The following is a 23,656-nucleotide window of genomic DNA, read 5'->3' on the forward strand; positions in this document are numbered from 1 at the left end:
GTTATTTGCAGACCTGAGATCCTGCCATTTCATCAAAATAAAATTCACAAAGACACTTGCGTAGTTAAGTGGCTACATATATATTCGTAGCCAAATAACTACGCAATGAATTTAAGAAGAGACGTATTCCAGGCGATTGCTGACCCGACCCGGCGGGCGATCCTGCTGCTGGTAGCTTCGCAGTCGCTCACAGCCGGCGCGATCGCGGCCAACTTTGACTCAGCCCGGCCCACCATTTCGAAACACTTATCTATTCTGACCGAATGCGAACTGCTTGAATCCCAGCAGAACGGGAGGGAGGTGTACTACCACATCAATGCTAGGAAGATGAAAGAAGTAGCCGATTTCATTGAGCCTTTCCGTCAGATGTGGGATGACAGGTTTAACAAATTGGAAGAGATCATGAAAAATTATAAACCGAAAGAATAGTAACAATGGAAAGAAAAACCAGAGTGGATGCCGAGGAAGGCAAGCAGGAAATTGTAATTACCAGGGAGTTTGATCTGCCGCTGGATCTGCTTTTCAAAGCCTATGTGGAGCCGGATATTGTGGGCCAATGGATGGGGACAAAGGTGCTGAAACTGGAAAGCCGAAAACACGGCGCTTACGAGTTTGAGACTTCCGATCCGCAGGGCAATGTGGTTTTCCGGGCTAATGGAGTGATCCCCGAATTTGTTCCTAATGAGAAAATTACGCGGACTTTCGAGATGGAAAACACCTTCGCCACGGCGCCGCCTTTCGCAGTACAGCTTGAATTTCTTGAATTCGAAAAAGTGACGGAGGGTACCAGCAAGCTCACCATGCAGATCATCTACAAATCTGTCGAGCTCCGCGATCAGATGCTGAAAATGCCTTTTGCGTATGGATTGAACATGGCGCACAACCGCTTGGAGGAAGTTGTAAAACAGTTGAATTAAACCGAAAATGGAAAAACGTAACAGAATCATCTACTGGATTGCCACAGTCTGGCTTGCGTTGGGAATGACCTCGACCGGCGTGGTACAAATCATGAAAATGAAGGAAGAAGTAGACATGATGGCGCGGCTGGGGTACCCTTCGTATTTCCTGACACTCATCGGGGTATGGAAAATCCTGGGAGTTGTCGCATTGCTCATTCCGAGGTTTCCATTGTTGAAGGAATGGACTTATGCTGGCTTTTTCTTCGCTATGTCGGGTGCCGTGTTCTCACATCTGGCGGTAGGGGATGAAGCCAAAGATCTGTTCGGGCCGGTGTTATTGATCGTACTGACCGTTATTTCCTGGTACTTCCGCCCCGCAGACCGCAAATTGCTGGCAAGTAACCAGTTCAGCAAACTCTGACAGATCCTTGACACTGCCAAAAAACAATAGTAGCCCTAGCCAAGAAGCCGCAAGATACTTGCGGGAGAAAATGGTGAATGCATACTTTGAATGGAAGCACAAACAATGCATTCGTGAAAATTCGTGCCTTCGTGGCAAAAAACTTGAACAAAGAACAGCATCCAAAATCATTGACCCATGAAAACAACGAAAAAGCAACTATCCCCCGACCAAACCTCCGAGCTGCTTGCGACATTGAAAGCACGTTTTGAAAAAAACAAAAACCGTCACAACGGCATAGAATGGGAACAGGTACAGGCCAGGCTGGAAGCCAATCCCGAAAAACTGTGGACGCTCGATGAAATGGAAGTAACCGGCGGCGAGCCGGACGTGGTCGGAATGGATGCAAAAACGGGCGAGTACGTGTTTTTCGACTGCTCGCCTGAAACGCCAAAAGATCGGAGAAGTTTGTGCTACGACCGCCAGGCTTGGGAATCGCGCAAAGCCAATAAGCCAGAAAACACCGCTATGGACATGGCTGCCGAAATGGGTGTCGAACTCCTGACCGAAGAACAATACCATGAATTACAGGAGCTGGGGAATTTTGACCAAAAAACATCAAGCTGGCTGAAAACACCAGCGGACGTGCGCAAAGCCGGCGGAGCGATCTTCGGAGATCGCCGTTTCGGCAGGGTTTTCATTTACCACAACGGCGCCGATTCTTACTACGGAGCAAGAGGTTTCCGCGGCTCGCTCCGGGTATAGCAAACAATTCGAAAAACTGGTATTAGAACTGCTGCAAGTGCTGCTTTACAGATCATTACAAAAAGTGATCGAAATACACGAAGATATGACGCTCGAAGAAATGCTGAGTAAGCTCGAAGCACTAGGCAGTGAAAAAATGCGCGCTTTTAATGCAAAGAATGGCGCAGGTAACAACCAGTTTGGTATCAAGCTCGGGGACATTCGCGCGGTAGCGACCCAAATCAAATCGGATCATGCGCTCGCGCTTGCACTTTGGGCAACCGGGAATGTCGACGCGCGCCTGCTCGCCATTTTGATCATCAATCCGAAGAAGCTCTCCATAGATGAGCTCGACAGGATGGTGAAGTCGGAGCGGTACGTGCAGGTATCTGACTGGCTCTATGCGTATGTAATCAAAAACTATCCCGATACAGAAATCCTGCGCGGGCAGTGGCATCAATCCGAAGATGCCATGTGCAGGCGCCTGGCATGGAGCCTGACGAGCGGCTGTGTGGCGCGGAATCCTGATCTGGTTGATCTTCCCGCGCTTCTTGACACGATTGAAACCGAAATGCCCACCGAAGCTCCGGAGGTACAATGGACTATGAATTCTGCGCTTGCAAACATCGGCATTCATTTCCCGGAACACCGGGAGCGGGCATTGGCGATCGGGGAGAAGCTGGGTATTTACAGGGACTATCCGGTTTCCAAAGGATGCACATCTCCATTTGCCCCGGTATGGATCAACGAAATGGTACGCCGGCAAACTAAGTAATGCGTGCTGAAAGGGTTTTACGATTTCGTTTGTAAATTCCCTCCATGTTCCCCATTGCTTTTGACCCTATATATAAGTACCCGGTACCGGAAGGTCACCGCTTTCCAATGAACAAATACGAGCTGCTGCCCGTGCAGCTCCTGCGGGAAGGTATTGCAGCCGAACGTGATTTTTTCAGTCCGCCGCCAGTTGAGTTGCAGTATGTATACGCAGTGCACGAGCGGGATTACATTGACAGGCTTGTTGCGGGAGAGCTAAGCAGACAGGAAATGCGGCGGATTGGTTTTGAGCAAAGTCCGCTGCTGGCCGAGCGCGAGCTGCGGATCACCAATGGGACTGTGCTCGGTGCGGTCAAAGCCCTGGAAAGTGGCTGCGCATTCAACATTGCCGGCGGAACGCACCACGCAGGCTACAATTTCGGCGAAGGTTTTTGTATGATCAACGACCAGGCCGTAGCAGCACAGTACCTGCTTGATCACGGAAAAGCAAAGCAGGTGCTGATCATCGACCTGGATGTGCACCAGGGAAATGGTACCGCACATATTTTCCGCAAAGAACCCCGTGTTTTCACTTTCTCCATGCACGGGAAAAACAATTACCCATTCAGAAAAGAACAGAGCGACCTCGACGTGCCGCTTGATGACAAAACCGGCGACGCGACCTACCTGCGCCTGCTGGAAAAACATCTGCCCGATCTGATCAACCGCATCAAGCCCGATTTCATTTTTTACCAGGCTGGCGTGGATATTCTGCATACGGACAAAATTGGGAGAATGGCTTGTACGGTCGAAGGCTGCCGCATGCGCGACCGGCTCGTTTTTGCGCTCGCTGCACAGCACCGCATTCCGGTACAGGTGAGCATGGGAGGCGGTTACTCGCCCCAGTTACGTACCATTCTCGACGCGCACGTCAACACATTCCGGTCCGCTGCCGAGCTCTTGTAAATTCCCGCGAAAATTTTTTGTCTGAAATACATTGCATTATCAGATTCATATTTAACTTTGAAATACAAAGTACTTTGGTTAACACGACAAAATGAATTTTCTATGCGCGAACAAATCCTGTTGAACATCGACAATCCGGGACAACTTGAGAAGCTGTACCGGACCAACAAGCCGAACTTCAAGTCGGCCTTTAACGACCTTTATCCTCAGCTGCGCGAGAACATGCTCGCGGAGACCTGGTACCAGCGGCTGAATTTCAGTCAGGATGAACTGTTTTGGGGAACACCGGCGGAGCGGACTTTCGTAGTGATCGCGTCGCTGGTTGCCGGCTTACTTGCACAGTTACCCAGGCTGCTGCCCATCAATGAGGAGATTTACTATCCCCGCAACATGAGCTTTATCGTATTCCCCATTCTGATCGCCTACTTTGCCTGGAAAAACAGGGTTTCGTTCAAGACCGGTGCGGTATTAGCCAGCCTTACACTTGCTGCCGCTTTGTACATCAATGCACTTCCGGCGGAAAAGCCCGAGCTGCCGGGTGACACACTGGTCCTTGCTTTCATCCATTTGCCCCTGCTGCTGTGGTCGCTGCTGGGCTTTGCATTCAGCGGGGGTGAGCTTAGGAACCGGGAGAACTGGCTGGGCTTCCTGCGCTACAATGGTGAGCTTGCCGTCATGGCCGCGCTGCTGCTGATTGCGGGTGGATTAACTACCGCTATTACGATCAACCTCTTTATGCTCATTGGTCTGCGTATCGAAGAGTTCTATTTCAATTACGTGGTGATTTGCGGCTTGGCTGCCGTGCCGGTGATCGCTACTTTCCTGACCCAGGCGCAACCCGCGCTTGTGAACAGGGTAGCTCCGCTGATCGCCAAACTTTTTAGTCCCATTGCGCTGGTCATACTCATTATTTACCTGGGTGCAATGGTATTTTCGGGTAAAAACCCTTACCAGGACCGCGAGTTTCTGCTGCTTTTCAATGCATTGCTGATCGGAGTTATGGCGCTGATATTCTTCTCTGTATCGGGCAGCGATTCCGATAAGAAGAATGCAGGTCAGGTACTGATGCTTTTTCTGCTGTCGGCTGTCACGATCCTCGTCAATGGAATTGCGCTTTCAGCAGTTCTGTTCCGGATCTCGGAGTGGGGGATTACACCTAACCGTACCGCCGTGCTGGGGGCGAACGTACTGATGCTTATCCATTTGTTTTTTGTTTCCGCAAGCCTCTGGAATGCATTGCGGAAAAACACCGGCTTGTCGCACGTAGGCAAACTCATGGTCGCATTTCTGCCGGTTTACGCATTGTGGGCCGCTGTTGTGACCTTCCTGTTCCCGCTGATCTTCGGTTTCAAATAAGCAGCAGGCTGGCAATCTGAGCCATATCAATTCTGGAAAGCCGGTCACTCTCAGCAGTGGCCGGCTCTTATTAAAATAATATACTCTATTAAATAGATAGATTTAATGTTTTTATTTTAGTTTTGCACGCAGTCACAAAATAGAACAGCCAGTGTCACCAATTTTCTCCTGCAATCGCAGCCGATGTCAACCCAGTTACCCTGTCCGAAAATGCACGGACGTGAGCCATTTTATTTTTAACACCACCAAAAAATAAGCAGATACCTCTCTATGAAGACATTTTTAAAAACCATTCTAAGTTCCGGCTTTCTTCTGGTTTCGTTTTTTGTTCAAGCGCAGGACCAGCCGATGATCAATGCAACTGTAAGCGGTACGATCCTCGATGCTGCCACAGACGCCCCCCTGGTAGGTGCTACTGTGACCATAAAAGGTACTACCAACGGCGATGCAACAGACGCGAACGGGCAGTTTGACCTGATTACCGGTCAAAAACTCCCATTTACATTGATCGTGTCTTTCCTGGGATACCAGAAAAAAGAAGTGCTCGTCAGTGAAAGCAAGGTGACGATCAAGCTGGACCCCGCGGCCGACAATCTGGAAGATGTGATCATATCTTCACGCCGCCGCCAGGAATCGGCGCAGGAAGTACCCATCCCCATTTCGGTAATCCGCGGCTCAGCGGCCGAGGATGCCGGCGCGTTCAATGTCAACCGTTTGAAAGAACTGGTGCCAACAGTGCAGCTTTATGTGTCCAATGCACGGAATACAACCCTGAACATTCGCGGGTTAGGGTCTACTTATGGCTTAACCAACGACGGTGTTGATCCGGGCGTTGGTTTCTATGTAGACGGTGTGTATTATGCCCGTCCCGCTGCGACTGCCCTCGACTTTATTGATATTGAAAGAATTGAAGTGCTGCGTGGCCCACAGGGTACTTTGTTTGGGAAAAACACCACGGCAGGCGCGTTCAACATCAGCACACGTGCCGCAAGCTTCGATCCGGGCGGCAGCTTTGAGCTGAGCTATGGTAACTTCGGATTTGTGCAGGCCAAAGCATCTGTAACCGGTCCTATCACCAAGAAACTCGCAGCACGAGTTTCCTTCACGGGAACACAGCGAAATGGATTGTTCTACAACGTACATACCCAGCAACCAATCAATGATATCAACAACATTGGAGTGCGCGGACAGTTCTTGTACACACCGAATTCCAAAATCAACATTACAGTTATTGGTGATATTTCAGACCAGAAACCAAACGGCTACGGCTGGCCGGTGGCCGGCGTTGTTCCCACAAAACGTGCCGCTTACCGCCAGTTCAATGCGATCATCGCGGATCTGAACTACAAGCTGCCTTATAGCAGCGCATTTGAAAGGAAGCTGGACCTGGATACACCTTCCAAAGCAGATAACCAGCTGGGAGGCGTTTCGGTGAATGCGGATTTCAAAATCGGGAATGGAACGCTGACTTCTACTTCGGCGTGGCGTTACTGGAAGTGGGTGCCTTTGAATGACCGTGATTACATTGGTCTACCTGTATTCACCATCTCGTCGGGTAACTCGAAACACGACCAATGGTCACAGGAACTACGCTACTCGGGCCGGATTTCTCCTAAGCTGAGCGGTGTAGTCGGTTTGTTCGGCCTTTGGCAGGATTTAGCTTCTGATCCGGTACAAACCGAAGAAGCCGGTTCGGCGCAGTGGCGTTTTGCCCAGAGTTCAAACAGTCCATTGTGGAACACACCAGGCTTATTTGACAATTTCGGTATCCGCACTACAAACCGCATCAAGAGCACGAGTTTGGCAGTGTTTGCCAATGTAGACTGGGCTATTACCGACAAGCTGCACGTATTGCCGGGTATTCGTTACAACTATGACAAGAAGGTAGTAGACTACGATCGTAAAGCTTACGGCGGTCTGCAAACCGCCGATCCCGCATTGCTCGCACTGAAAAGAGGTGTTTACTCCGACCAATCTTTTAACACTGACTACGATCAGGGAAATTTTTCGGGACAGCTGTCAATCCAATACAAAGCCAGTACAAGGTTCAATGCATTTGCGACTTACTCCATTGGTTACAAGCCAATTGGCGTAAATGTGGGCGGTTTACCGACTGCAAACGGCGCGGTCCTGCTCGACCTGGCGAATGTGAAGCCTGAGCACGTGGAGCATAAGGAGCTGGGCTTTAAAACCAAGCCGACTGCCAACTCGATTCTGAACCTGACTGTGTACCGCTCCGATATCCGTGATTATCAAACGCAGGTACAAACGCCTGAACCGGGTGTAAACCGCGGGTACCTGGCTAATGCTGAGAAAGTGCGCGTACAGGGAATTGAGCTGGATGGTAACATCCGCTGGACGCACCTGACCCTGAATGCAGCTGTGGCTTACACCGATGGTAAGTATGTGAAATTTGCCAATGCGCCCGTTCCGCTGGAAGAAGTTGGCGGCGAGCAGGCGTTTAAAGATATATCGGGCGGCGCGTTGCCGGGTATATCGAAATGGTCAGGGTCAATAGGAGGGGAGGTGAATGTGAAAGGTACTTTTCTGGGATTGAAAGGAAACTACTTCCTGGGTATCGATGAATTTTACCGCTCTAAGTTCTCGTCAAGTCCGTCGCCTTCACAGTACCTGAACATTGATGGGTACGGTCTGACAAACGGCCGGCTGGGCTTCCGCGCTTCAAACGGGATCTCATTCTTTGTTTGGGCAAGAAACATTTTCAACAAAGACTACTATGAATTGCTCCTGGCAGCACCAGGCAGCTACGGTCAGTATGCAGGCATCGTGGGCGACCAGCGGACCTACGGCGTTACAATGCGCTACTCGTTCTAAGCAGAACAGAAGGCAGTTTCAAAACACATTTTGCAGGCTCTTTTTAACCTGTGAAATGTGTTTTTTTATTTGACTTGGATCGACACTCCACTCGGATAAACACTTTCAAATAAAATTGGCTCAGAATTGTTTTGAGCTCTACAAAGCAGATTTCTCCGCATTTTCAATCCAATATCAAGCCTGTTCAAAATTCAGTTCATTAACGCTTTGTCCGCTATACTCGGCAAAACTCCGCCAATTGTACGATTCACATATTTTTTTCTTGAAATTATTCATTATTGTGCCATTTTTGATGAAGAATGCCCAAGTAGCTAAGATTAACTTACATTAGTATTCACCTGTCAGGCCAATGATTATGCAGCAATTTCTTTCCCTGATCTTGTGGTGGATGTTCGGATTGCTGTCCGGGTTTTATATGGCGGATTACTCGATATTTCCATTCAAGCCTCTTTCCACCAGATCAATAGAAAAGGATTTGCCTTTTGAATTGACCGTATCAGCAAAAGGTAATGTCCGTAACATCATTTTGCAATATCAGAACCCTTCAAACGGGTACATCATTCACAAAGACACTTTAAGAAAGAATAGCAGCTCATTTAGCTTAAAAATCAATTTAAGCTCACCTACCATTGCTACTTTGATCAGTGATTCAGTATCTGCTGACTTATATATTGTGCCTGCTGGAAAACTACATTTGGAATTCCTTGATGATACATATTCAGTCTCTGGAACGCAGAAAATTGAGAACGAATATCTGTTGAAAGTAAGTCGTGAAAAGGTCAGCATTCCAAAAATATTCTCATTCAGCAAAATGAACGATTATGAGAAATACTTGATGGATGTAGACAGATACTATCATAATCAGCTACTGACTTTGAGAACTTTCCAAGATAAAGCTGACCAACAATATAGTAATGCGCTTTCAACCAAACGGTTCTTTCTGAACAGGAAGCAAAACCTCCACTATGTGCGACTTAAACTTATTATGAACTACTTACGCCAACTACATTCAGATAAACTCCTCGCGAAAGAAAAAGAATTTCAAAAATACTTTTCGCAAACGGAACAGAGCAATCAAACGGTCAGCATAAACTCTTCCCCCGATGTTAGGTTTTATTATGAATATACAGTCAATGCGCTACTAAAACTTGCCTTTGCGAAAGGTGATAGCGTAAGGATTTTAAGAGATGGGACTTATGCATCAAATATGGCTATTGCAAAAAAGTACTTCAATGGAAGTACGAAACAATACTTAATGGAAGCAAGTCTTATTGATTTGTTCGTTTTTTGGGACCATCCGGCCATGAAGAGTCTGCCATCGATAGAAGACTTGATTAATAAGTACTCAGAAGATATAAGTGAAAATGGATTAAACTATATTATGAACCGAAATCTGCTGGCGAAGCAAACGATTTCGTATATCATCCAAGAGAACACACTTCTACCGAACTATCTACTTTATAATTCTAAGAAAGACTCAGTCAGATTTTATGATATTTTAAAAGACAAGGATATTGTAATTGATGTGTGGGCCACCTGGTGCGGCAACTGTATAGAAAGCTTCCCGATAATAGATCAAATCAAGAATGAGGTCGGAGCCGGATCGATCATGTTTGTAAAAGTCTCGATAGACGACAAGATAGACCGCTGGAAGAAAGGTTCAATTAAATTAAAAATACCACCGCGGAATTCGTACTATATACCCGGCGCAACAGCATCGTCATTTTGTAAAGATCTCGGAATCTCAGCATTGCCAAGATATATCTTGGTCAGCAAGGACGGCATATTAAAGAATCGTATGTTGCCTGATCCCCGCACGCATAAGAAACTATTTAGCCAGAGAATCACTGCAAAACCGAATTGATACCGACCATAACTTGCCAACAAATGTTTCACTTGAATGAATAAACAAGTGAAATGAGTAACAGTTATAAAGAACAATGCTGCCGGTACTAGTTTGAAATGTAAACCGTTCTGAAATGCTTTTCAGGGCATCCCTGTAAGCTTTCCTGGTATACCGCCGATCGCTCCTGATCATTTTGCAGGCTCCTGCAATCCGGGTTTCGCCGCTCTTGACCCAAAGCAGATATTAGTGCAGAATAGCCCCGACCGTTAGTCCCTGGCACATAATTTGTGCATAATGGCGATTAAGCAATGTTGCCTTCACAACCGTGTGAGGCGCATTCAAAATCACCTTTCAACTTTTCTTTACCGAATGACGACAGAACAGATACAGGAAAATGTCCTGAAACTCGGCAAATGGTTTCATAACATTGATCTGCATGGCGTGAAAACTGCGCCCGATCACTTCCTGGGAGATTATCCCAGCTTCAAGTACCAGAATTTCTCCAAAGCAATACCCGCAGATCTGACTGGCAAGACCGTGCTGGATATCGGATGTAACGCTGGCTTTTATTCCATTGAGATGAAAAAGCGGGGAGCGGACCGGGTTGTCGCCATTGATTCCGACGAGCGGTACTTGAACCAGGCACGCTTTGCTGCGGAGACGCTCGGGTTTGATATTGAGTTCCGTAACATGTCCGTATATGAGGTAGCGGAACTGGGTGAGAAGTTCGATGTGGTCATTTTCATGGGCGTACTCTATCACCTGCGCCACCCGCTGCTTGCGCTGGATCTGCTGTACGACAACGTGGTAGGGGATATCCTGATTTTCCAATCCATGCAGCGTGGGGGAGATGTCGTAGAGCCATTGAATGCAGATTACGAGTTTACGGAGACCGACATGTTTATGTCGCCCAACTTCCCCCAGATGTATTTCATAGAAAAAAATTACTCACACGATCCGACCAACTGGTGGATCCCGAACCGTGCAGGTGCAGAAGCAATGCTCCGCAGCGCGGGATTTGAAATTACCGCACATCCTGAACCGGAAGTATATATCTGCCGCCGGGCAGAGCTGGCCGATAACCAGCCACGCGCAGTTTACCCAAGCCGACAACCGAATAAATAATTATGATAGAAGCAGTTAAATTCTGGAACGAACCGAACAATAAGTCGCATTGGGATTTTGAGATTGATGGAGATTGGCGCATTTTTTCTGAGATGGTCAAGCTGGCCGCTCAGGCAGTAAGAGCAGAGAATCCCGGGATTCTCAGGGTAATGGGCGGGATTTCTCCCATTGATCCTTCATTTATACAAAAATTGGATCATTTTGGCGCATTGACCGATATTGACCGCGTAGCTGTACACGGCTTTCCACTCGACTGGAACCACTGGCAGCTTAATCAATGGCCAGAAAAGATCGCCGAAATCGAAGCGGTAACCAACAAACCGGTTTGGGTTACCGAAGTGGGGATATCTACTTTCGGGGCGGAAGAAGTTCAGGAATTTGGTTTAAGAAGAACCGCGGAATTGCTCTCCGGCAGGGTAGAGCGCGTTCACTGGTACAGCCTGTTTGACCTGCCGATGGCGTGGGGCGCTACTACACGTCACCGCGAGGCAGAGGGATCTTCTTACTACCGTCACTTCTACATGGGGCTGATCCGGGAAGATGGTACGCCCAAGCTGGCATTGAAGCACTTCTCAGATTTTACTCCCGAGTTCGGTATTTGCCAGTGGTTTCACTTCAATGACGAAAGACTCGAATCCGCTGTGCAGTGGCTGCGCAAGCTGGGCGTAAAGAAGCTTCGCACGGGACTCAGCTGGGCTGACTGGCTGCGGCCTGATGCACAAATCTGGTTCGACAAGATGATGAAAGCGCTGGAAGAGTTTGATCTTACGGTGACATTTTGCTTTACACCGGAAGAAAAGGGCATTGCGCCGCATCATACCAGTGCGCCGAAGAACATCGAAGAATTCGCAGCTTTTTGTGTAGAGATGATGCGCAGATATGCCTGAGCCTTTAACGTGTTCAATATGAGTGAAGAAGTACAGCAAAATGCCGCCGAAAGGTGGTTCGAGCTGATGCTCCATGGTGAGCTCGAAGAAGTCTGGAAAATAAGCGACGAAGGTTTGAAAGCCAGGGCCGGGAAGTCCGAGCATCATTTACCGCGTCACCTTCAACATATCTGGCAGGGCGGATCGCTGGCGGACAAGCGTGTGCTTGTCCGCTGCTACCACGGCCTCGGCGATACCATCCAGTTCATCCGCTATGCACCGCTAATCAAGGATATTGCCAAAGAAGTGATTGTCTGGGCGCAGCCTGCGCTGATTCCTTTGCTCGAAAGAAGTGCAGGAATCGACAAGCTCCTGCCACTCCACGATGGTATTCCAGAAGTGGAATATGATGTTGACATCGAGATTATGGAATGCCAGCATATTTTCAGGACAACTCTTGCTAGGATCCCCCGTGAAGTGCCTTACATCTTTGTACAGGCCAAACATTTACCTCGCCCCGAGGGAAATCTGGCGGTTGGCTTAATCTGGAAATCAGGTGGATGGGATGCGCGGAGGGATGTGCCTTTTGAGCTCTTGAAAAGCTTGTTCGATGTACCTGGAATTACAATTTTCATCATGCAGGCTGATGCGGCAGCGGCGGGCTGGGAGGAGGGTTTCGGTAACTGTCCCGGTGCATTCGAAGTTCCTGCTTATGCAGCTGTGCTCAAAGGGCTGGACCTGGTTATTTCCGTAGACTCCATGCCGGTACACCTCGCAGGCGCATTGGGCGTGCCCGTATGGAACCTGCTGCACGCGCATGCAGACTGGCGCTGGATGAAAGACCGGGAAGATAGTCCCTGGTACCCGACAATGCGCATTTTCAGACAGGAAAGCGCAGGTGAATGGGAGCCGGTGATTGAAAAAGTGACCGCGGAGCTAACAAAGCTCAGCGGCCGTTCAGTTGCAAATACCGTTTCTTGATTTCACTGAACTTACCTTGATGATAAGCGAGTCCGTGGTATATGGCGGCAGCAATGCGAGCCCATTTCAGATAAATTTCCGGCGCATGCTGCCCCCGTGCACGACGGAAGTTTCGGTGGCTCCAATGTGAAATATAGTATCGCGTCCGGTAAATGAGCTTGCGCTGAAAAGTGGGGCTAGCCGCGTCTGGCGCAACACGTTTCCGCGTTTTACTGCGACCGGCTGCCCAGGTAAGGCGGTATGCAAGTCCCTCTCGCCGCTGGCGGAAACCCGCTGCCTGCGTCTGCGCGACAAAATCTCCATTTACAGCTTCAAGCTGCAGGCGGCCCGCAGTTATCGCATCTTTCACAAGTCCTGAGATCAGCTCGTTTCTGACAACAACTACATTTGTTCCCCGTCCGTCAGAAGAATAAGGTTCCACCCACGCATCGCCGAAGGCGATATCCGCTGTTTCCGCTACCACGTCATCGCAAAAGTTGCACGCGTGATTCATGAAAAAGCCGGCGCCCCAGTCACCATCGGCAAGGTGCCACCAGTCTTTATAAATCGAACCTCCATTGTTCAGTGTCAGCTCAGCGGTGTACAGGTTTGCAGGGCGGGTCGGGTCTTTACGGCGGTAGTCTACACGGGTAATGTCAGTCGCCGGAACTTGCATTTGCCAGGCAAAACTGTCCACAAAACGCGCGCTTTTCATGTGACCGCAAAACAGTCCTAATGTAAATTTGATCCGCTCACGAAAAACAGGATCTTCCCGCCGCAGCAGGTGGACTGCCTTAATGAAACAGGGAATCCCTACAACAGCATAATTCCCTGGCTTTTCACGGATCAAGTCGAGTATCCCCGACATTTCAATGGGATGGTAGCGCGACTTGGCGCCTTCCAGGATTTCTGTTTCGGTTGTGGATATACGATAATGGAAATACCGCCCATTCGTCTGCGGATCTGAATCAGCAACAACGTGTGCGACACCGTCGATCAGCCCGAGCCGGAGCAGCTCAGTGGCAACCCAGCTGACCATCCCGCCGGAGCTGCCCAGCAGTCGGAATTCCTTCTCGGCCACGTGTCCCACATAAGTGGAATTGACCACGCCGAGCAGCGGATGTTTTTCAACTTTGTTGCCGAACCTTTCAGCAGAGAGCTGATCTTCGTCGGCAGCACCGCGTGAAAAGGGGCAGGTACGTGTGAACGTTTCTGAATCCTGGTGCAGCCAGTGTTGCGGAGCAGCTGGTTTGAGCTGGCCGAATTCGTCAAACTCCATTCGGATGTCGCCTGATCCCGCCTGCGCCACGCAGCTGCCGCATCCAATGCACAAACCTGCATCAATGATCTCGCCGGGGCTAAGCAGTTGGTTCATGCGTCAATTTATTAAGACTGAGCGCCTCATCAAGGTACTGGTCCGATACCTGGCGAAGTCGCACTATGTTTTGGAAAATGGCCTGATCAAGCGGTTGTGAAAGCAGGTTACTAACAGCCGTGACGTTGGTTTCTTCGTTGATCAGGTGCTTATCTGCACCCACCGTAGCCAGCAAGCCCTGCACTTTGAAGCTGCGGTAGGAAGTGACTTCCGTTACAAATGGACGTTCATTCCGTATCGCAAAAACGCAGCCATGAAAGAAGTTGGTCGCAACAGCTTCTGCTTTCGCCATGAAATGCGCAAAATCATGCGGATCCGCAGTAATCCATTGCTGGTCGGCCCAATCATTCCGGTAGCCGATGCTGATCAGCGGCAACTTGCTGGAAGCAGCATATTCCTTGATTTTGGCAATATAAGAAGCTGAAAAATTATGTCCGTAAACAGCTATATAAGGTTTTTCCCAATATTCACTTTCACGATGATCGGGTGTGATCGGGAATTGAAGACATGGGTCCAAAACGATTACAGGCTCGAAACCGAGTGCATTTTTGACGATAGTTTGTGAGTTCTCATCCCTGACGGCAATGCTCCCGAAGTTACGCAGCTTCTGTGCCCAGCTTTCTTCCAATCCTTCCGACGCAGGGTAGTTACCGTAGCTTGCCGCATACGAGATCAGGTGTTTGGCTTTTACACCATCTCCATAAAAAAGCGGGTTGCGTCCATACCAGGGATGGTACAGGTTCCATACTTCGTCGCTGCCTACTACCACTACATCATAGTGCTCCATTTGTTCGGGATGATCGAGCTCGAAGCGCGTCGAAAGTGGGAGTGATTCAAAAATCTTGAAAAAGCGTTCGACTTTCTTGCGGTAGATCGGGTGGTCGGATTCAGGAACGTGGGTGGGCAGCGTGGGCTGCAATGCACATTTCCATTCCGCCATATTCACGCGCCGCGAATCGTGGTCGAGGATTGTGGCGTTGTGTCCGCGTGATTGAATGCCTTCCGTCAGACAGCGTGCCTGCCAGTAGCTTCCGTAATTGATGCAACGATGAAAAGTTAAAACTCCGGTTTTTAAAACACTCATTCGGTATAAAGACAGTTATTTTAGGAAAGTGCAGTGCTCAAACTGCTGTTCGCACGGTTTTTGAGCCGAGTTATTATCTTCATTATTTATGTAAAAAGAATGCCAAAGCACGATGCGGGGGCATTCTCACAAACTTGCATTAGCAGCAACCCACATTTGTCCATGACCAGATTTCTTCTGATCCGGCACGCCACTACCGACTCCGTTGGAAAGCGCCTGTCCGGCCGAACGCCAGAGGTATTTTTGAATGAAGCCGGAAGAGCCGAGGCAGAGAAGCTCGCGCGGCAGCTCGCCGCAGTTACGATACACGCCATTTACACCAGTCCGCTGGAACGTACCACCGAAACGGCGGCCTGCATTGCCCGGCCTCACAACCTGCAATATATCAGTCAGGAAGATTTTCTCGAAATTAATTTTGGAGAATGGACCAATGCCACCTTTGCCGATCTCGACGCGCTGCCTTCGTTTCGACATTTCAACACATTCCGAAGCGGGACGCGCATTCCTGGTGGTGAAACCATGCTGGAAGCCCAGGCAAGAATGGTCGGCGGCATTGAAAAGCTTTGTCGGACGCACCCGGGCGAAACGGTCGCCATTGTGAGCCACTCGGATATGATCAAAGCGACGATAGCTTACTACAGCGGGGTACATCTTGATCTTTTCCAGCGCATTGAAGTCAGTCCGGCCTCAGTGAGTATTATAGAAGTAGGCGATGATTATGCCAGTATTAAGCTGGTAAACTATACCGGAGACCTCGCGTTCTGATCCGATTATTTATCTTTTTTGGGTCCAGCCTTGTCTCCGTGCTGCTCCATGGTTTCAAGCACCTGTTCGGGACGCACATCTTTGGCAAGGCTGTCGATCTCAGCATCATAGGATTCAGGGATATCCATTTTTTTCGCCATGGCGGTAATCAGCTGGATCAGGCGCGTGATTTCGTGCTCGGCCAGCAGGTTTACCTGCAGGTTTAGCTCGGCGCGCCGGTCAGCCTCTGCATTCATCCGGTTCTGACTGATCAGTACAAACGTGGAAAGGAAAATGGCTTCCACTGACGCAATCATCGCAAGCACCACAAAAGACTCGTCGAAGGGTTTCAGGCCAAGCCAGCCCAGGTTCCAGATAATCCAGATTCCGAACATGGTCAGGTGAATGTACACGAATGCCATGCTTCCAGTGAAGCTGGTGATGGAGTCGGCCAGTTTTTCCTCAAAGGTTTTCCTGCGCTCCTCTTCCTTACTCCGTTCGAGGAGCGCGTCGATGTTGCGCGTAACCACCTTCATCTCAGGGCGGTGTTCATCACCCGGCATATTCTCTGTTTGACTGCCCATTTTCAGTTTGTTTAAATCCGGCCGTGCTGGTCTACTTTCATGCCACTGAAAAAGGTATCTCAAAAATAGCATTATTCCTGGGTATGCAATCCAGCATCAACTCACCTCTGTATTCGGGGACTTACCAACGCGTTTTTTCAAATACGCAAAACAGCTGGCTTCTGTCTTGTTCTTGCGTACCGGTTTTGCTGTTGAAAATTCAAAAATTGATAATGAGAATGTTTTATGGAAGTACAATTTTAATGTTAAAATTGTCTGAGGTTTGTAGGGAAACATCCCCAAATGGGATCAATAGGAGGTTTGTTCTCCACACGTGGTGATACGGTTTAAGAAAATAATCACCTTTTTTAGCGGCGTTCAGTTGAAGAAACTGGCCAGGGCCAATTGTTTGCGGCTGCGAAGCGGTCCCATTCAATTTTCCCACTTCAGGTACTTACCAGCTTGATTTTCTTGCAAATGACATGCCGGTTTTCTGGCAGCCCGATTTGCAATGAAGCATCTTCTTCTACTACTTTATTGCTCAGGGCCAAGCTTCGTATACCGACTTAGGTACAAAGCTTGTATTGAAATGCGACGGTAAATCTGGTTTACACAACTGATCACACCGTTTGAATTAAAGCCCCGCAGCAGGATCAAGGCGTCATATTCCTGCAAGTTGTGAGCCTGAATATCCCGGATATGCAGGAACCTGGCTTGTGAATGAATTTCCACTCCCACAAGCGACATGCGGGATTGGATTACGGGCAGAATTGTAATTTTTATAGAAATTAAATTGAACGAATAACTAACCTCAAAGATCACACAATGAGCAAAACAGTTCTAATAACAGGAGGTGCTGGTTTCATAGGTTCTCATTTGGCAAATGAGCTACTCGAAAGAGGGTATAACGTAAAGGCGCTGGACAATTTGAGTGAACAGGTTCACGGCAAAGATTGCAAGCGCCCCGATTACCTCAACGAGGAAGTTGAACTGATCGTAGGTGACGTGCGCGACCCGGAAAAAGTAAAGCAGGCGTTAAAGGGCGTCGACGCTGTTTATCACTATGCCGCAATGGTAGGAGTGGGACAGAGCATGTACCAGATCAAGGAATACACAGATGTCAACAATTGCGGAACCGCTGTCCTGTTAGAAGCACTGATCAACAATCCCGTTGAAAAACTGGTCGTAGCAAGCAGCATGAGCATTTACGGCGAAGGTTTGTACCGCGACAAAGCGGGCAAAATCAGTCCGGGCTACGAGCGCGATCTCAATCATCTGAAATCTGGCAACTGGGAGTTGATGGATGCGAATGGCGATCTGCTGACACCTTATCCGACACCGGAAACCAAGACGCCTTCACTGGCCTCGGTGTACGCGCTTTCCAAATACGATCAGGAGCGCATGTGCCTGATGATCGGCAAGGCTTACAATATTCCTACTGTGGCATTGCGGTTTTTCAATGTGTACGGTACCAATCAGGCGTTATCCAATCCATACACCGGCGTACTCGCCATTTTCGCTTCGCGACTGCTTAACGGGAATGCGCCGATGATTTTCGAAGACGGCCGCCAGCAACGCGATTTCGTAAGTGTGCAGGATATCGCCCAGGCTTCACGGCTTGCGCTTGAAACCAAAGCGGCAGAATACGAATCGTTCAATGTCGGCAGCGGAAATGCTTATACAGTTGTGGAAATAGCCGAGAAAATGGCGCGGGTACTTGGTAAAGAGCATCTTGAGGCGGAGATTTCGGGTAAATACCGCGTGGGCGATATCCGCCATTGCTTCGCTGACATTACCAAAACCAAGGAAGTCCTGGGTTATCAGCCAAAAATCTCGCTGGAAGAAGGACTGGTGGAACTGGCAACCTGGCTGGAAGGACAAACCGCGGAAGACAAAGTTGCACACGCTAAAAACGAGTTGATGACGAGAGGTCTGACCGTTTGAAATATAGTTTCTAATCTATAAACACGCAAACGAAATATGGTGCCGGAAATCCCCTTGAATAGAAAAGATATGGAATATGAAAACAATAATGTGGGACTTGTACAATGGTTCCATATCAATCAGCACCGGGAAGTGGAAAAGGCAGTGGAGGAGTTTGAGAAATTAGGTGTTGCACGCATTCGTACGAATATCTCATGGGCAGACTGGCATCTGCCGGAAGGAAGAGAATGGTTTGACTGGCTGTTTGCGACAATTGGCAAGAAGCTGGAAATCCTGCCTTGCATACTGTACACACCGCCGTCGATCGGATTGAAGCCGAAGTCATCTGCACCGCCGAAAAACGCGAAGGATTATGCAGATTTCGTAGACACAATCATCACCCGGTACGGCGAATATTTCGATTATGTGGAGCTCTGGAACGAGCCTAACAACCAGGCTGAATACGATTTTACACTTGATCCCGACTGGAATATCTTCTGCGAAATGATCGGCTCGGCTGCAAACTGGGCCCGCCAGCGCGGGAAGAAAACAGTACTGGGCGGCATGAGCCCCATTGATGCCAACTGGCTAAACGAAATGTTCAGAAAAGGCTTGATGGAGCACATTGACGTAGTGGGTGTGCACGGTTTCCCCGATGTATTTGATTACAACTGGGAAGGCTGGCAGGCCGAAATCAGCAAGGTACGTGAAGTACTGAATAATCATCAGTCCAATGCGGCACTGTGGATTACCGAGGCGGGTTTTTCTACCTGGCAAAAGAATGAGCGCAAGCAGGTGAAGGAGTTTATCAATGCGCTGGAAGCCGGTGCCGACCGGGTTTATTGGTATACATTGAAAGATCTTTCCGCCGAGCTCCCGGCTGTTGACAGGTTTCATCTCGACGAGCGGGAATATTATTTTGGCATAAAAAACGAAGATAACTCGCCCAAGCTGCTCTACACACTGCTGGCCGACAGCGGGGTGAGCGGCGTGAAGCAATATGAATGGCTTACGCAGCCTTTGCAGGGAGCGGACGCGGACGAACAATATACATTGATTACAGGCGGCGCGGGCTTTGTAGGTACCAACCTCGCAGAGCGGATCCTGAGCTCAGGTAAATCTGTGCTCATTTTCGACAACCTTTCCCGCGCGGGCGTACAGAATAACCTGTACTGGCTGAAAGAAAGATACCCTGAGAAATTGCTGGTAATGGTAGGCGATATCCGCGATAAGCAGGCTGTGAAGCAGGCTGTTTCGGGTGCTTCGCAGATATTCCATTTTGCCGCACAAGTGGCAGTCACATCCAGTCTTACCAATCCGTACCACGATTTTGAGGTAAATGCATTGGGTACGCTCAACCTGCTGGAAGCGATCAGAAATACCGATCACAAGCCGCCGGTTGTTTTCACATCGACTAACAAAGTGTACGGTGATCTTCACGATCTCGGCATGTCGATGAACGAGACGCGCTATTTTCCTGAAAATAAATACGTGGCTGAGAATGGCATTGATGAGGAACGTAACCTTGATTTTCACAGTCCGTATGGTTGTACCAAGGGAGTAGCCGACCAGTATATCCTCGATTACGCGCGCACTTTCGGATTAAAGAGCGTAGTGTTCCGGATGAGCTGCATTTACGGTCCACACCAGTTTGGTACCGAAGACCAGGGCTGGGTGGCCCACTTCCTGATCCAGGCATTGAAAGGCAAGCCGATCACGCTTTACGGCGACGGCAAGCAGGTGCGTGATATTCTTTTTGTTGAAGACCTGGTAGACGCGTTCCTGCTTGCGGAGAAGCACATCGACAGGATCAGCGGCAATGCATTTAATATTGGCGGCGGTGTTGGAAATACAGTAAGTCTGCTGGAACTGATCGATATGATCAAGCTCATTACAGGCGACAAGCCGGAGGTGAGAATGGAAGAATGGCGGTCCAGCGATCAGAAATACTATGTGTCGAATTTTGATAAGCTGAAAGCGGCCACAGGATGGAGCCCTGCCACGGGTACGATGGAGGGTATTGCCAAGCTGCACGAGTGGTTGCTGGAAAACGCAGACATTTCACTAGATAAGTCGAAAAAGGCAAAAGACACACAAAAGAAGAAAACAACCCCTGTTTTTTAAAATACTCGAAAATGATTGCTGCTGTACTGACTAAACCTGGTCTTTTTGAAATACAAAAGGTAGAAATTCCTGAATTGAAGGATGAAGATGTAAGAATAAAAGTGGAAGGCTGCGGCGTATGTGCTTCGAGCCTGCCATTGTGGGAAGGGCGGGAGTGGTTTGGATATCCGGTAGAAGCCGGCTCGCCAGGACACGAAGGCTGGGGAATTGTGGATCAGGTAGGTGATAAGGTAACCGGACTGAAATCCGGCGACAGAGTTGCATTCCTATCCGGCAAGGCTTATGCAGAATACGATACTGCGCTCGAAAGTGCAGTAGTGAAACTCCCTGACAATTTAAATGGCGTACAATTTCCCGGTGAGCCGCTGGGCTGCGCGATGAACATTTTCGAGCGGAGCGACATTTCGGAAGGCGATACTGTCGCAATTATCGGAATGGGCTTTCTGGGTGTTTTGCTTTGTCAGCTTGCCAAGAAGCGCGGTGCAAAGGTGATCGCAATCTCCAAAAGAGACTTCTCTCTGGGTTACGCAGAGCGGAATGGCGCTGATGAAGTGATCCCGCTGACAAGTACCTGGGAAGTTGCCAACAAGGTTTCTGAAATTACGGGCGGCGCATTTTGCAGTCGCGTGATAGAAGCTACCGGCAAGCAGGAAGCCATTGATATCGCCACAGAAATAGTTGCAGAGGGCGGCAGGCTGATGATCGCAGGGTACCATCAGGACGGAATGCGCCAGGTTAACTTTCAGAAATGGAACTGGAAAGGTATTGATGTGATCAATGCGCATGAGCGCAAACCCGAAAGATACCTCAGCGGAATGCAGCAGGCAGTAGCCGCTATTGTGGATGGGACAATCCGCCCGGCCGATTTGTACACACATATTTTCCGGATCGATGAGCTGGCAAAAGGTTTTGAAATGACCGCCAGTCGGCCGGATGGATTTATGAAAGCGCTTATTCAGATATAACATTCACAAGTTTGGAAATTTTGACTAACACAAAGCCGGCGCTGGCTTTCGCAGGAGTAGGCTGGATAGGCCGCAGCAGAATGCAGGCAGCGATCGACAGCGGCACTGCCGAGATTGCACTGCTAACTGACCCTTCTGCAGAATGTATTGCCGAAGCATTGAAAATGGCCCCCGGCTCGAAAACCGTGGCTTCATTTGAGGAAGCGATTGCGGACCCAAATGTAGATGGTGTGGTGATCGCTACACCAAGTGCGCTTCACATGGAGCAGGCAGTTGCTGCATTTGAAAGTAATAAAGCTGTTTTTTGCCAAAAACCGCTAGGCCGGAATGCAGCTGAAGTGGCAGCTGTAATCGCCGCTGCCGAAAAAGCCAATAAGTTGCTCGGCGCCGATTTTTCTTACCGTTATACCGCCGCTTTTCAGCAGATCCTGCCCATTATTTCCTCTGGCGAGCTCGGACAGATTTTCGCGGTCGACCTGAAATTTCACAATGCATACGGTCCCGACAAAGCTTGGTTTTACGATATGAAACAATCCGGCGGCGGCTGCGTGCTCGACCTGGGCATTCACCTGATCGACCTGATGCTTTACGCGCTCGACTTTCCGGAGGTAACCACATTGCATAGCAGCCTGTACAGCAAAGGTGTTTCTGTAAAAGGAAAAAACGAAGTGGAAGATTACGCCAACGTTTCACTTGAACTGGCCACAGGCACCAATGCACAGCTTTCGTGCAGCTGGAATTTGCAGGCAGGGCAGGAGGCAGTTATCGAAGCTTCTTTTTACGGTACCAAGGGCGGCGTTTCACTCAAAAATGTGAACGGTTCCTTCTATGACTTTACCGGTTCCCGCTACTGGGGTACCAAAACAGAAACGCTCGTGAGTCCGCCCGACGCCTGGGGAGGAAGGGCATTGACAAACTGGATACAAAAACTTTCGGTGAACGCGGCCTTCGACGCATCGGCAGCGCAATACCTGCCGTCAGCCGAAGTGCTCGACCGCATCTATGGACGAAACTAGCAACATATCACCACTCAAAGTGCTCATGACCGCCGACACGGTGGGCGGCGTGTGGACCTATTCGGTGGAGCTTTGCCGAGCGCTGGCTGATTATAATGTGCATTTTCACTTAGTGACAATGGGCGCGAAAATGCAACCCTGGCAAGCCGCAGAGATAGGTGCGCTGGGCAATGTGACCGTCTACGAAACCGGTTACAAGCTCGAATGGATGGAAAATCCGTGGGAGGAAGTGGATGAGGCAGGCTCATACTTGCTGTCCTTGCAAAAGGCAGTTCAGGCGGATCTCGTTCATTTAAATGGGTTTGTCCATGGCGCATTGAAATGGGACGTACCTGTGATTTCGGTTGCGCACAGCGATGTATTTTCCTGGTTCAGGGCAGTTGAGAAAACGACCCCGCCGGCCGACTGGGATACTTATTTCGCAAAAGTCCAGCGTGGTTTACAGCATGCAGATCACATTGTAGCGCCATCAAGGGCGATGATGACTGAGCTGGATGCGATTTATTCTTTACACAAAAACCATTCGGTGATCTACAATACCCGCCGCGCAGACAGGTTTTTTTGTGGTAAAAAAGAAAAATCGGTACTGTGTATGGGCCGGATCTGGGATGAAGCCAAAAACGTGAAGCTGCTGACCGACGCAGCACCTTCAATCCACTATCCGATTCAGATCGCAGGCGAAACGCATTTCGAAAATAACAGCACGGAAGTGCAGCAAAGCAACATCATACACCTGGGCAAGCTAGGCTCCGAGGCGATTTCAAAAGCGCTTTCCACGGCCAGCGTGTATGCATTACCGGCCAGGTACGAACCATTTGGCCTGTCGGTACTGGAAGCAGCATTGTCGCACTGTGCATTGGTACTTGGCGACATTCCTTCCTTGCGGGAAATCTGGCAGGACCATGCGATTTATGTTGACACAGGTAATCCGCAGGAGCTTGCAGATACGATCAATGCATTGATGCAGGACGAGGAAAACCTCAACAAAATGGCTGAAAAAGCATTTCAGCGCGCACAGCAGTTCACGACCAGCAAAATGGGCAGCAGCTATGCCGGACTGTACCAGCAACTTGTCAAGCAATTTGAAGCGGCACAACGAAACATCCTTTAAC

General features: G+C 49.2%; 22 protein-coding genes. 18 read left to right on the forward strand and 4 right to left on the reverse strand.

What is annotated here, in order from left to right; all coding sequences use genetic code 11:
- The first annotated feature begins 105 nt into the window (after nt 1–105).
- From Q369_RS0110725 to Q369_RS0110780, 12 genes are all read left to right on the forward strand, one after another.
- On the forward strand, nt 106–429 hold the full coding sequence (locus tag Q369_RS0110725; protein ID WP_031527807.1) for an ArsR/SmtB family transcription factor: 324 nt from the start codon (nt 106–108) through the stop codon (nt 427–429).
- A 5-nt stretch (nt 430–434) separates the two neighbouring features.
- A complete protein-coding gene (locus Q369_RS0110730; protein ID WP_031527808.1) occupies nt 435–917 on the forward strand; it encodes an SRPBCC domain-containing protein in 483 nt (160 codons plus the stop codon).
- 7 nt (nt 918–924) lie between these two features.
- Nucleotides 925–1,320, forward strand: a complete 396-nt coding sequence (locus Q369_RS0110735) for a DoxX family protein (protein ID WP_031527809.1) — start codon at nt 925–927, stop codon at nt 1,318–1,320.
- A 177-nt stretch (nt 1,321–1,497) separates the two neighbouring features.
- Nucleotides 1,498–2,064, forward strand: coding sequence for a DUF4256 domain-containing protein (locus tag Q369_RS0110740; protein ID WP_031527810.1), 567 nt, complete (start codon nt 1,498–1,500; stop codon nt 2,062–2,064).
- Nucleotides 2,065–2,128: 64 nt separating this feature from the next.
- On the forward strand, nt 2,129–2,818 hold the full coding sequence (locus Q369_RS0110745) for a DNA alkylation repair protein (protein ID WP_229206802.1): 690 nt from the start codon (nt 2,129–2,131) through the stop codon (nt 2,816–2,818).
- 44 nt (nt 2,819–2,862) lie between these two features.
- The gene (locus tag Q369_RS0110750; RefSeq protein WP_031527812.1) at nt 2,863–3,762 is read left to right on the forward strand and encodes a histone deacetylase family protein; all 900 of its coding nucleotides are present in this window, start codon (nt 2,863–2,865) and stop codon (nt 3,760–3,762) included.
- Nucleotides 3,763–3,864: 102 nt separating this feature from the next.
- Complete coding sequence (locus tag Q369_RS0110755; RefSeq protein ID WP_031527813.1) at nt 3,865–5,118, forward strand: hypothetical protein; 1,254 nt, start codon at nt 3,865–3,867, stop codon at nt 5,116–5,118.
- Nucleotides 5,119–5,388: 270 nt separating this feature from the next.
- Entirely contained in the window at nt 5,389–7,953 is a 2,565-nt protein-coding gene (locus Q369_RS0110760; protein ID WP_031527814.1) for a TonB-dependent receptor, read from the forward strand.
- A gap of 349 nt (nt 7,954–8,302) precedes the next feature.
- Nucleotides 8,303–9,817: a TlpA family protein disulfide reductase gene (locus tag Q369_RS28325; protein WP_051664021.1), complete on the forward strand. Its 1,515-nt coding sequence runs from the start codon at nt 8,303–8,305 to the stop codon at nt 9,815–9,817.
- 351 nt (nt 9,818–10,168) lie between these two features.
- Complete coding sequence (locus Q369_RS0110770; protein WP_051664022.1) at nt 10,169–10,924, forward strand: TIGR04290 family methyltransferase; 756 nt, start codon at nt 10,169–10,171, stop codon at nt 10,922–10,924.
- A 2-nt stretch (nt 10,925–10,926) separates the two neighbouring features.
- A complete protein-coding gene (locus Q369_RS0110775) occupies nt 10,927–11,811 on the forward strand; it encodes a glycosyl hydrolase (RefSeq protein WP_031527817.1) in 885 nt (294 codons plus the stop codon).
- An 18-nt stretch (nt 11,812–11,829) separates the two neighbouring features.
- Nucleotides 11,830–12,771 (forward strand): glycosyltransferase family 9 protein, encoded by a 942-nt coding sequence (locus Q369_RS0110780; RefSeq protein WP_051664023.1) that lies wholly within the window; start codon nt 11,830–11,832, stop codon nt 12,769–12,771.
- Here the strand turns inward: Q369_RS0110780 and Q369_RS0110785 are convergent.
- The gene (locus Q369_RS0110785; protein WP_031527819.1) at nt 12,737–14,125 is read right to left on the reverse strand and encodes a Coenzyme F420 hydrogenase/dehydrogenase, beta subunit C-terminal domain; all 1,389 of its coding nucleotides are present in this window, start codon (nt 14,123–14,125) and stop codon (nt 12,737–12,739) included. The genes Q369_RS0110780 and Q369_RS0110785 overlap by 35 nt on opposite strands.
- The gene (locus tag Q369_RS0110790) at nt 14,109–15,209 is read right to left on the reverse strand and encodes a polysaccharide pyruvyl transferase family protein (RefSeq protein ID WP_031527820.1); all 1,101 of its coding nucleotides are present in this window, start codon (nt 15,207–15,209) and stop codon (nt 14,109–14,111) included. Before Q369_RS0110790 ends, Q369_RS0110785 begins: the two co-directional genes overlap by 17 nt.
- A 162-nt stretch (nt 15,210–15,371) precedes the next feature.
- Here Q369_RS0110790 and Q369_RS0110795 point away from each other — a divergent pair, with 162 nt between their 5' ends.
- Complete coding sequence (locus tag Q369_RS0110795; protein ID WP_031527821.1) at nt 15,372–15,974, forward strand: histidine phosphatase family protein; 603 nt, start codon at nt 15,372–15,374, stop codon at nt 15,972–15,974.
- Nucleotides 15,975–15,979: 5 nt separating this feature from the next.
- On the opposite strand, the gene Q369_RS0110800 is transcribed toward Q369_RS0110795, so the two are convergent.
- Both Q369_RS0110800 and Q369_RS0110815 read right to left on the reverse strand, forming a co-directional pair.
- Nucleotides 15,980–16,537 (reverse strand): DUF1003 domain-containing protein, encoded by a 558-nt coding sequence (locus tag Q369_RS0110800; protein ID WP_035333304.1) that lies wholly within the window; start codon nt 16,535–16,537, stop codon nt 15,980–15,982.
- A gap of 513 nt (nt 16,538–17,050) precedes the next feature.
- On the reverse strand, nt 17,051–17,263 hold the full coding sequence (locus Q369_RS0110815) for a hypothetical protein (RefSeq protein WP_031527824.1): 213 nt from the start codon (nt 17,261–17,263) through the stop codon (nt 17,051–17,053).
- A gap of 78 nt (nt 17,264–17,341) precedes the next feature.
- Between Q369_RS0110815 and Q369_RS0110820 the strand changes: the two genes are divergently transcribed.
- The 5 genes from Q369_RS0110820 (at nt 17,342) to Q369_RS0110840 (ending at nt 23,655) form a co-directional block, all read left to right on the forward strand.
- The gene (locus Q369_RS0110820) at nt 17,342–18,460 is read left to right on the forward strand and encodes an NAD-dependent epimerase/dehydratase family protein (RefSeq protein ID WP_031527825.1); all 1,119 of its coding nucleotides are present in this window, start codon (nt 17,342–17,344) and stop codon (nt 18,458–18,460) included.
- Between the two features lie 69 nt (nt 18,461–18,529).
- On the forward strand, nt 18,530–20,563 hold the full coding sequence (locus Q369_RS0110825; protein WP_035333365.1) for an NAD-dependent epimerase/dehydratase family protein: 2,034 nt from the start codon (nt 18,530–18,532) through the stop codon (nt 20,561–20,563).
- An 11-nt stretch (nt 20,564–20,574) separates the two neighbouring features.
- On the forward strand, nt 20,575–21,528 hold the full coding sequence (locus Q369_RS0110830; RefSeq protein WP_031527827.1) for an MDR/zinc-dependent alcohol dehydrogenase-like family protein: 954 nt from the start codon (nt 20,575–20,577) through the stop codon (nt 21,526–21,528).
- A gap of 20 nt (nt 21,529–21,548) precedes the next feature.
- Nucleotides 21,549–22,544 (forward strand): Gfo/Idh/MocA family protein, encoded by a 996-nt coding sequence (locus tag Q369_RS0110835; protein WP_229206803.1) that lies wholly within the window; start codon nt 21,549–21,551, stop codon nt 22,542–22,544.
- The gene (locus Q369_RS0110840; RefSeq protein ID WP_084165721.1) at nt 22,531–23,655 is read left to right on the forward strand and encodes a glycosyltransferase family 4 protein; all 1,125 of its coding nucleotides are present in this window, start codon (nt 22,531–22,533) and stop codon (nt 23,653–23,655) included. Before Q369_RS0110835 ends, Q369_RS0110840 begins: the two co-directional genes overlap by 14 nt.
- The last annotated feature ends 1 nt before the right edge of the window (nt 23,656 follow it).

Source organism: Dyadobacter crusticola DSM 16708 (genome assembly GCF_000701505.1).
Taxonomy (GTDB): domain Bacteria; phylum Bacteroidota; class Bacteroidia; order Cytophagales; family Spirosomataceae; genus Dyadobacter; species Dyadobacter crusticola.

Bases quoted from the DNA above. Each gene is read 5' to 3' on its own strand.
- Q369_RS0110725 (WP_031527807.1), top strand. From the start codon at position 106: ATGAATTTAAGAAGAGACGTATTCCAGGCGATTGCTGACCCGACCCGG.
- Q369_RS0110730 (WP_031527808.1), top strand. From the start codon at position 435: ATGGAAAGAAAAACCAGAGTGGATGCCGAGGAAGGCAAGCAGGAAATT.
- Q369_RS0110735 (WP_031527809.1), top strand. From the start codon at position 925: ATGGAAAAACGTAACAGAATCATCTACTGGATTGCCACAGTCTGGCTT.
- Q369_RS0110740 (WP_031527810.1), top strand. From the start codon at position 1,498: ATGAAAACAACGAAAAAGCAACTATCCCCCGACCAAACCTCCGAGCTG.
- Q369_RS0110750 (WP_031527812.1), top strand. From the start codon at position 2,863: ATGTTCCCCATTGCTTTTGACCCTATATATAAGTACCCGGTACCGGAA.
- Q369_RS0110755 (WP_031527813.1), top strand. From the start codon at position 3,865: ATGCGCGAACAAATCCTGTTGAACATCGACAATCCGGGACAACTTGAG.
- Q369_RS0110760 (WP_031527814.1), top strand. From the start codon at position 5,389: ATGAAGACATTTTTAAAAACCATTCTAAGTTCCGGCTTTCTTCTGGTT.
- Q369_RS28325 (WP_051664021.1), top strand. From the start codon at position 8,303: ATGATTATGCAGCAATTTCTTTCCCTGATCTTGTGGTGGATGTTCGGA.
- Q369_RS0110770 (WP_051664022.1), top strand. From the start codon at position 10,169: ATGACGACAGAACAGATACAGGAAAATGTCCTGAAACTCGGCAAATGG.
- Q369_RS0110775 (WP_031527817.1), top strand. From the start codon at position 10,927: ATGATAGAAGCAGTTAAATTCTGGAACGAACCGAACAATAAGTCGCAT.
- Q369_RS0110780 (WP_051664023.1), top strand. From the start codon at position 11,830: ATGAGTGAAGAAGTACAGCAAAATGCCGCCGAAAGGTGGTTCGAGCTG.
- Q369_RS0110785 (WP_031527819.1), bottom strand. From the start codon at position 14,125: ATGAACCAACTGCTTAGCCCCGGCGAGATCATTGATGCAGGTTTGTGC.
- Q369_RS0110790 (WP_031527820.1), bottom strand. From the start codon at position 15,209: ATGAGTGTTTTAAAAACCGGAGTTTTAACTTTTCATCGTTGCATCAAT.
- Q369_RS0110795 (WP_031527821.1), top strand. From the start codon at position 15,372: ATGACCAGATTTCTTCTGATCCGGCACGCCACTACCGACTCCGTTGGA.
- Q369_RS0110800 (WP_035333304.1), bottom strand. From the start codon at position 16,537: ATGGGCAGTCAAACAGAGAATATGCCGGGTGATGAACACCGCCCTGAG.
- Q369_RS0110815 (WP_031527824.1), bottom strand. From the start codon at position 17,263: ATGTCGCTTGTGGGAGTGGAAATTCATTCACAAGCCAGGTTCCTGCAT.
- Q369_RS0110820 (WP_031527825.1), top strand. From the start codon at position 17,342: ATGAGCAAAACAGTTCTAATAACAGGAGGTGCTGGTTTCATAGGTTCT.
- Q369_RS0110825 (WP_035333365.1), top strand. From the start codon at position 18,530: ATGGAATATGAAAACAATAATGTGGGACTTGTACAATGGTTCCATATC.
- Q369_RS0110830 (WP_031527827.1), top strand. From the start codon at position 20,575: ATGATTGCTGCTGTACTGACTAAACCTGGTCTTTTTGAAATACAAAAG.
- Q369_RS0110840 (WP_084165721.1), top strand. From the start codon at position 22,531: ATGGACGAAACTAGCAACATATCACCACTCAAAGTGCTCATGACCGCC.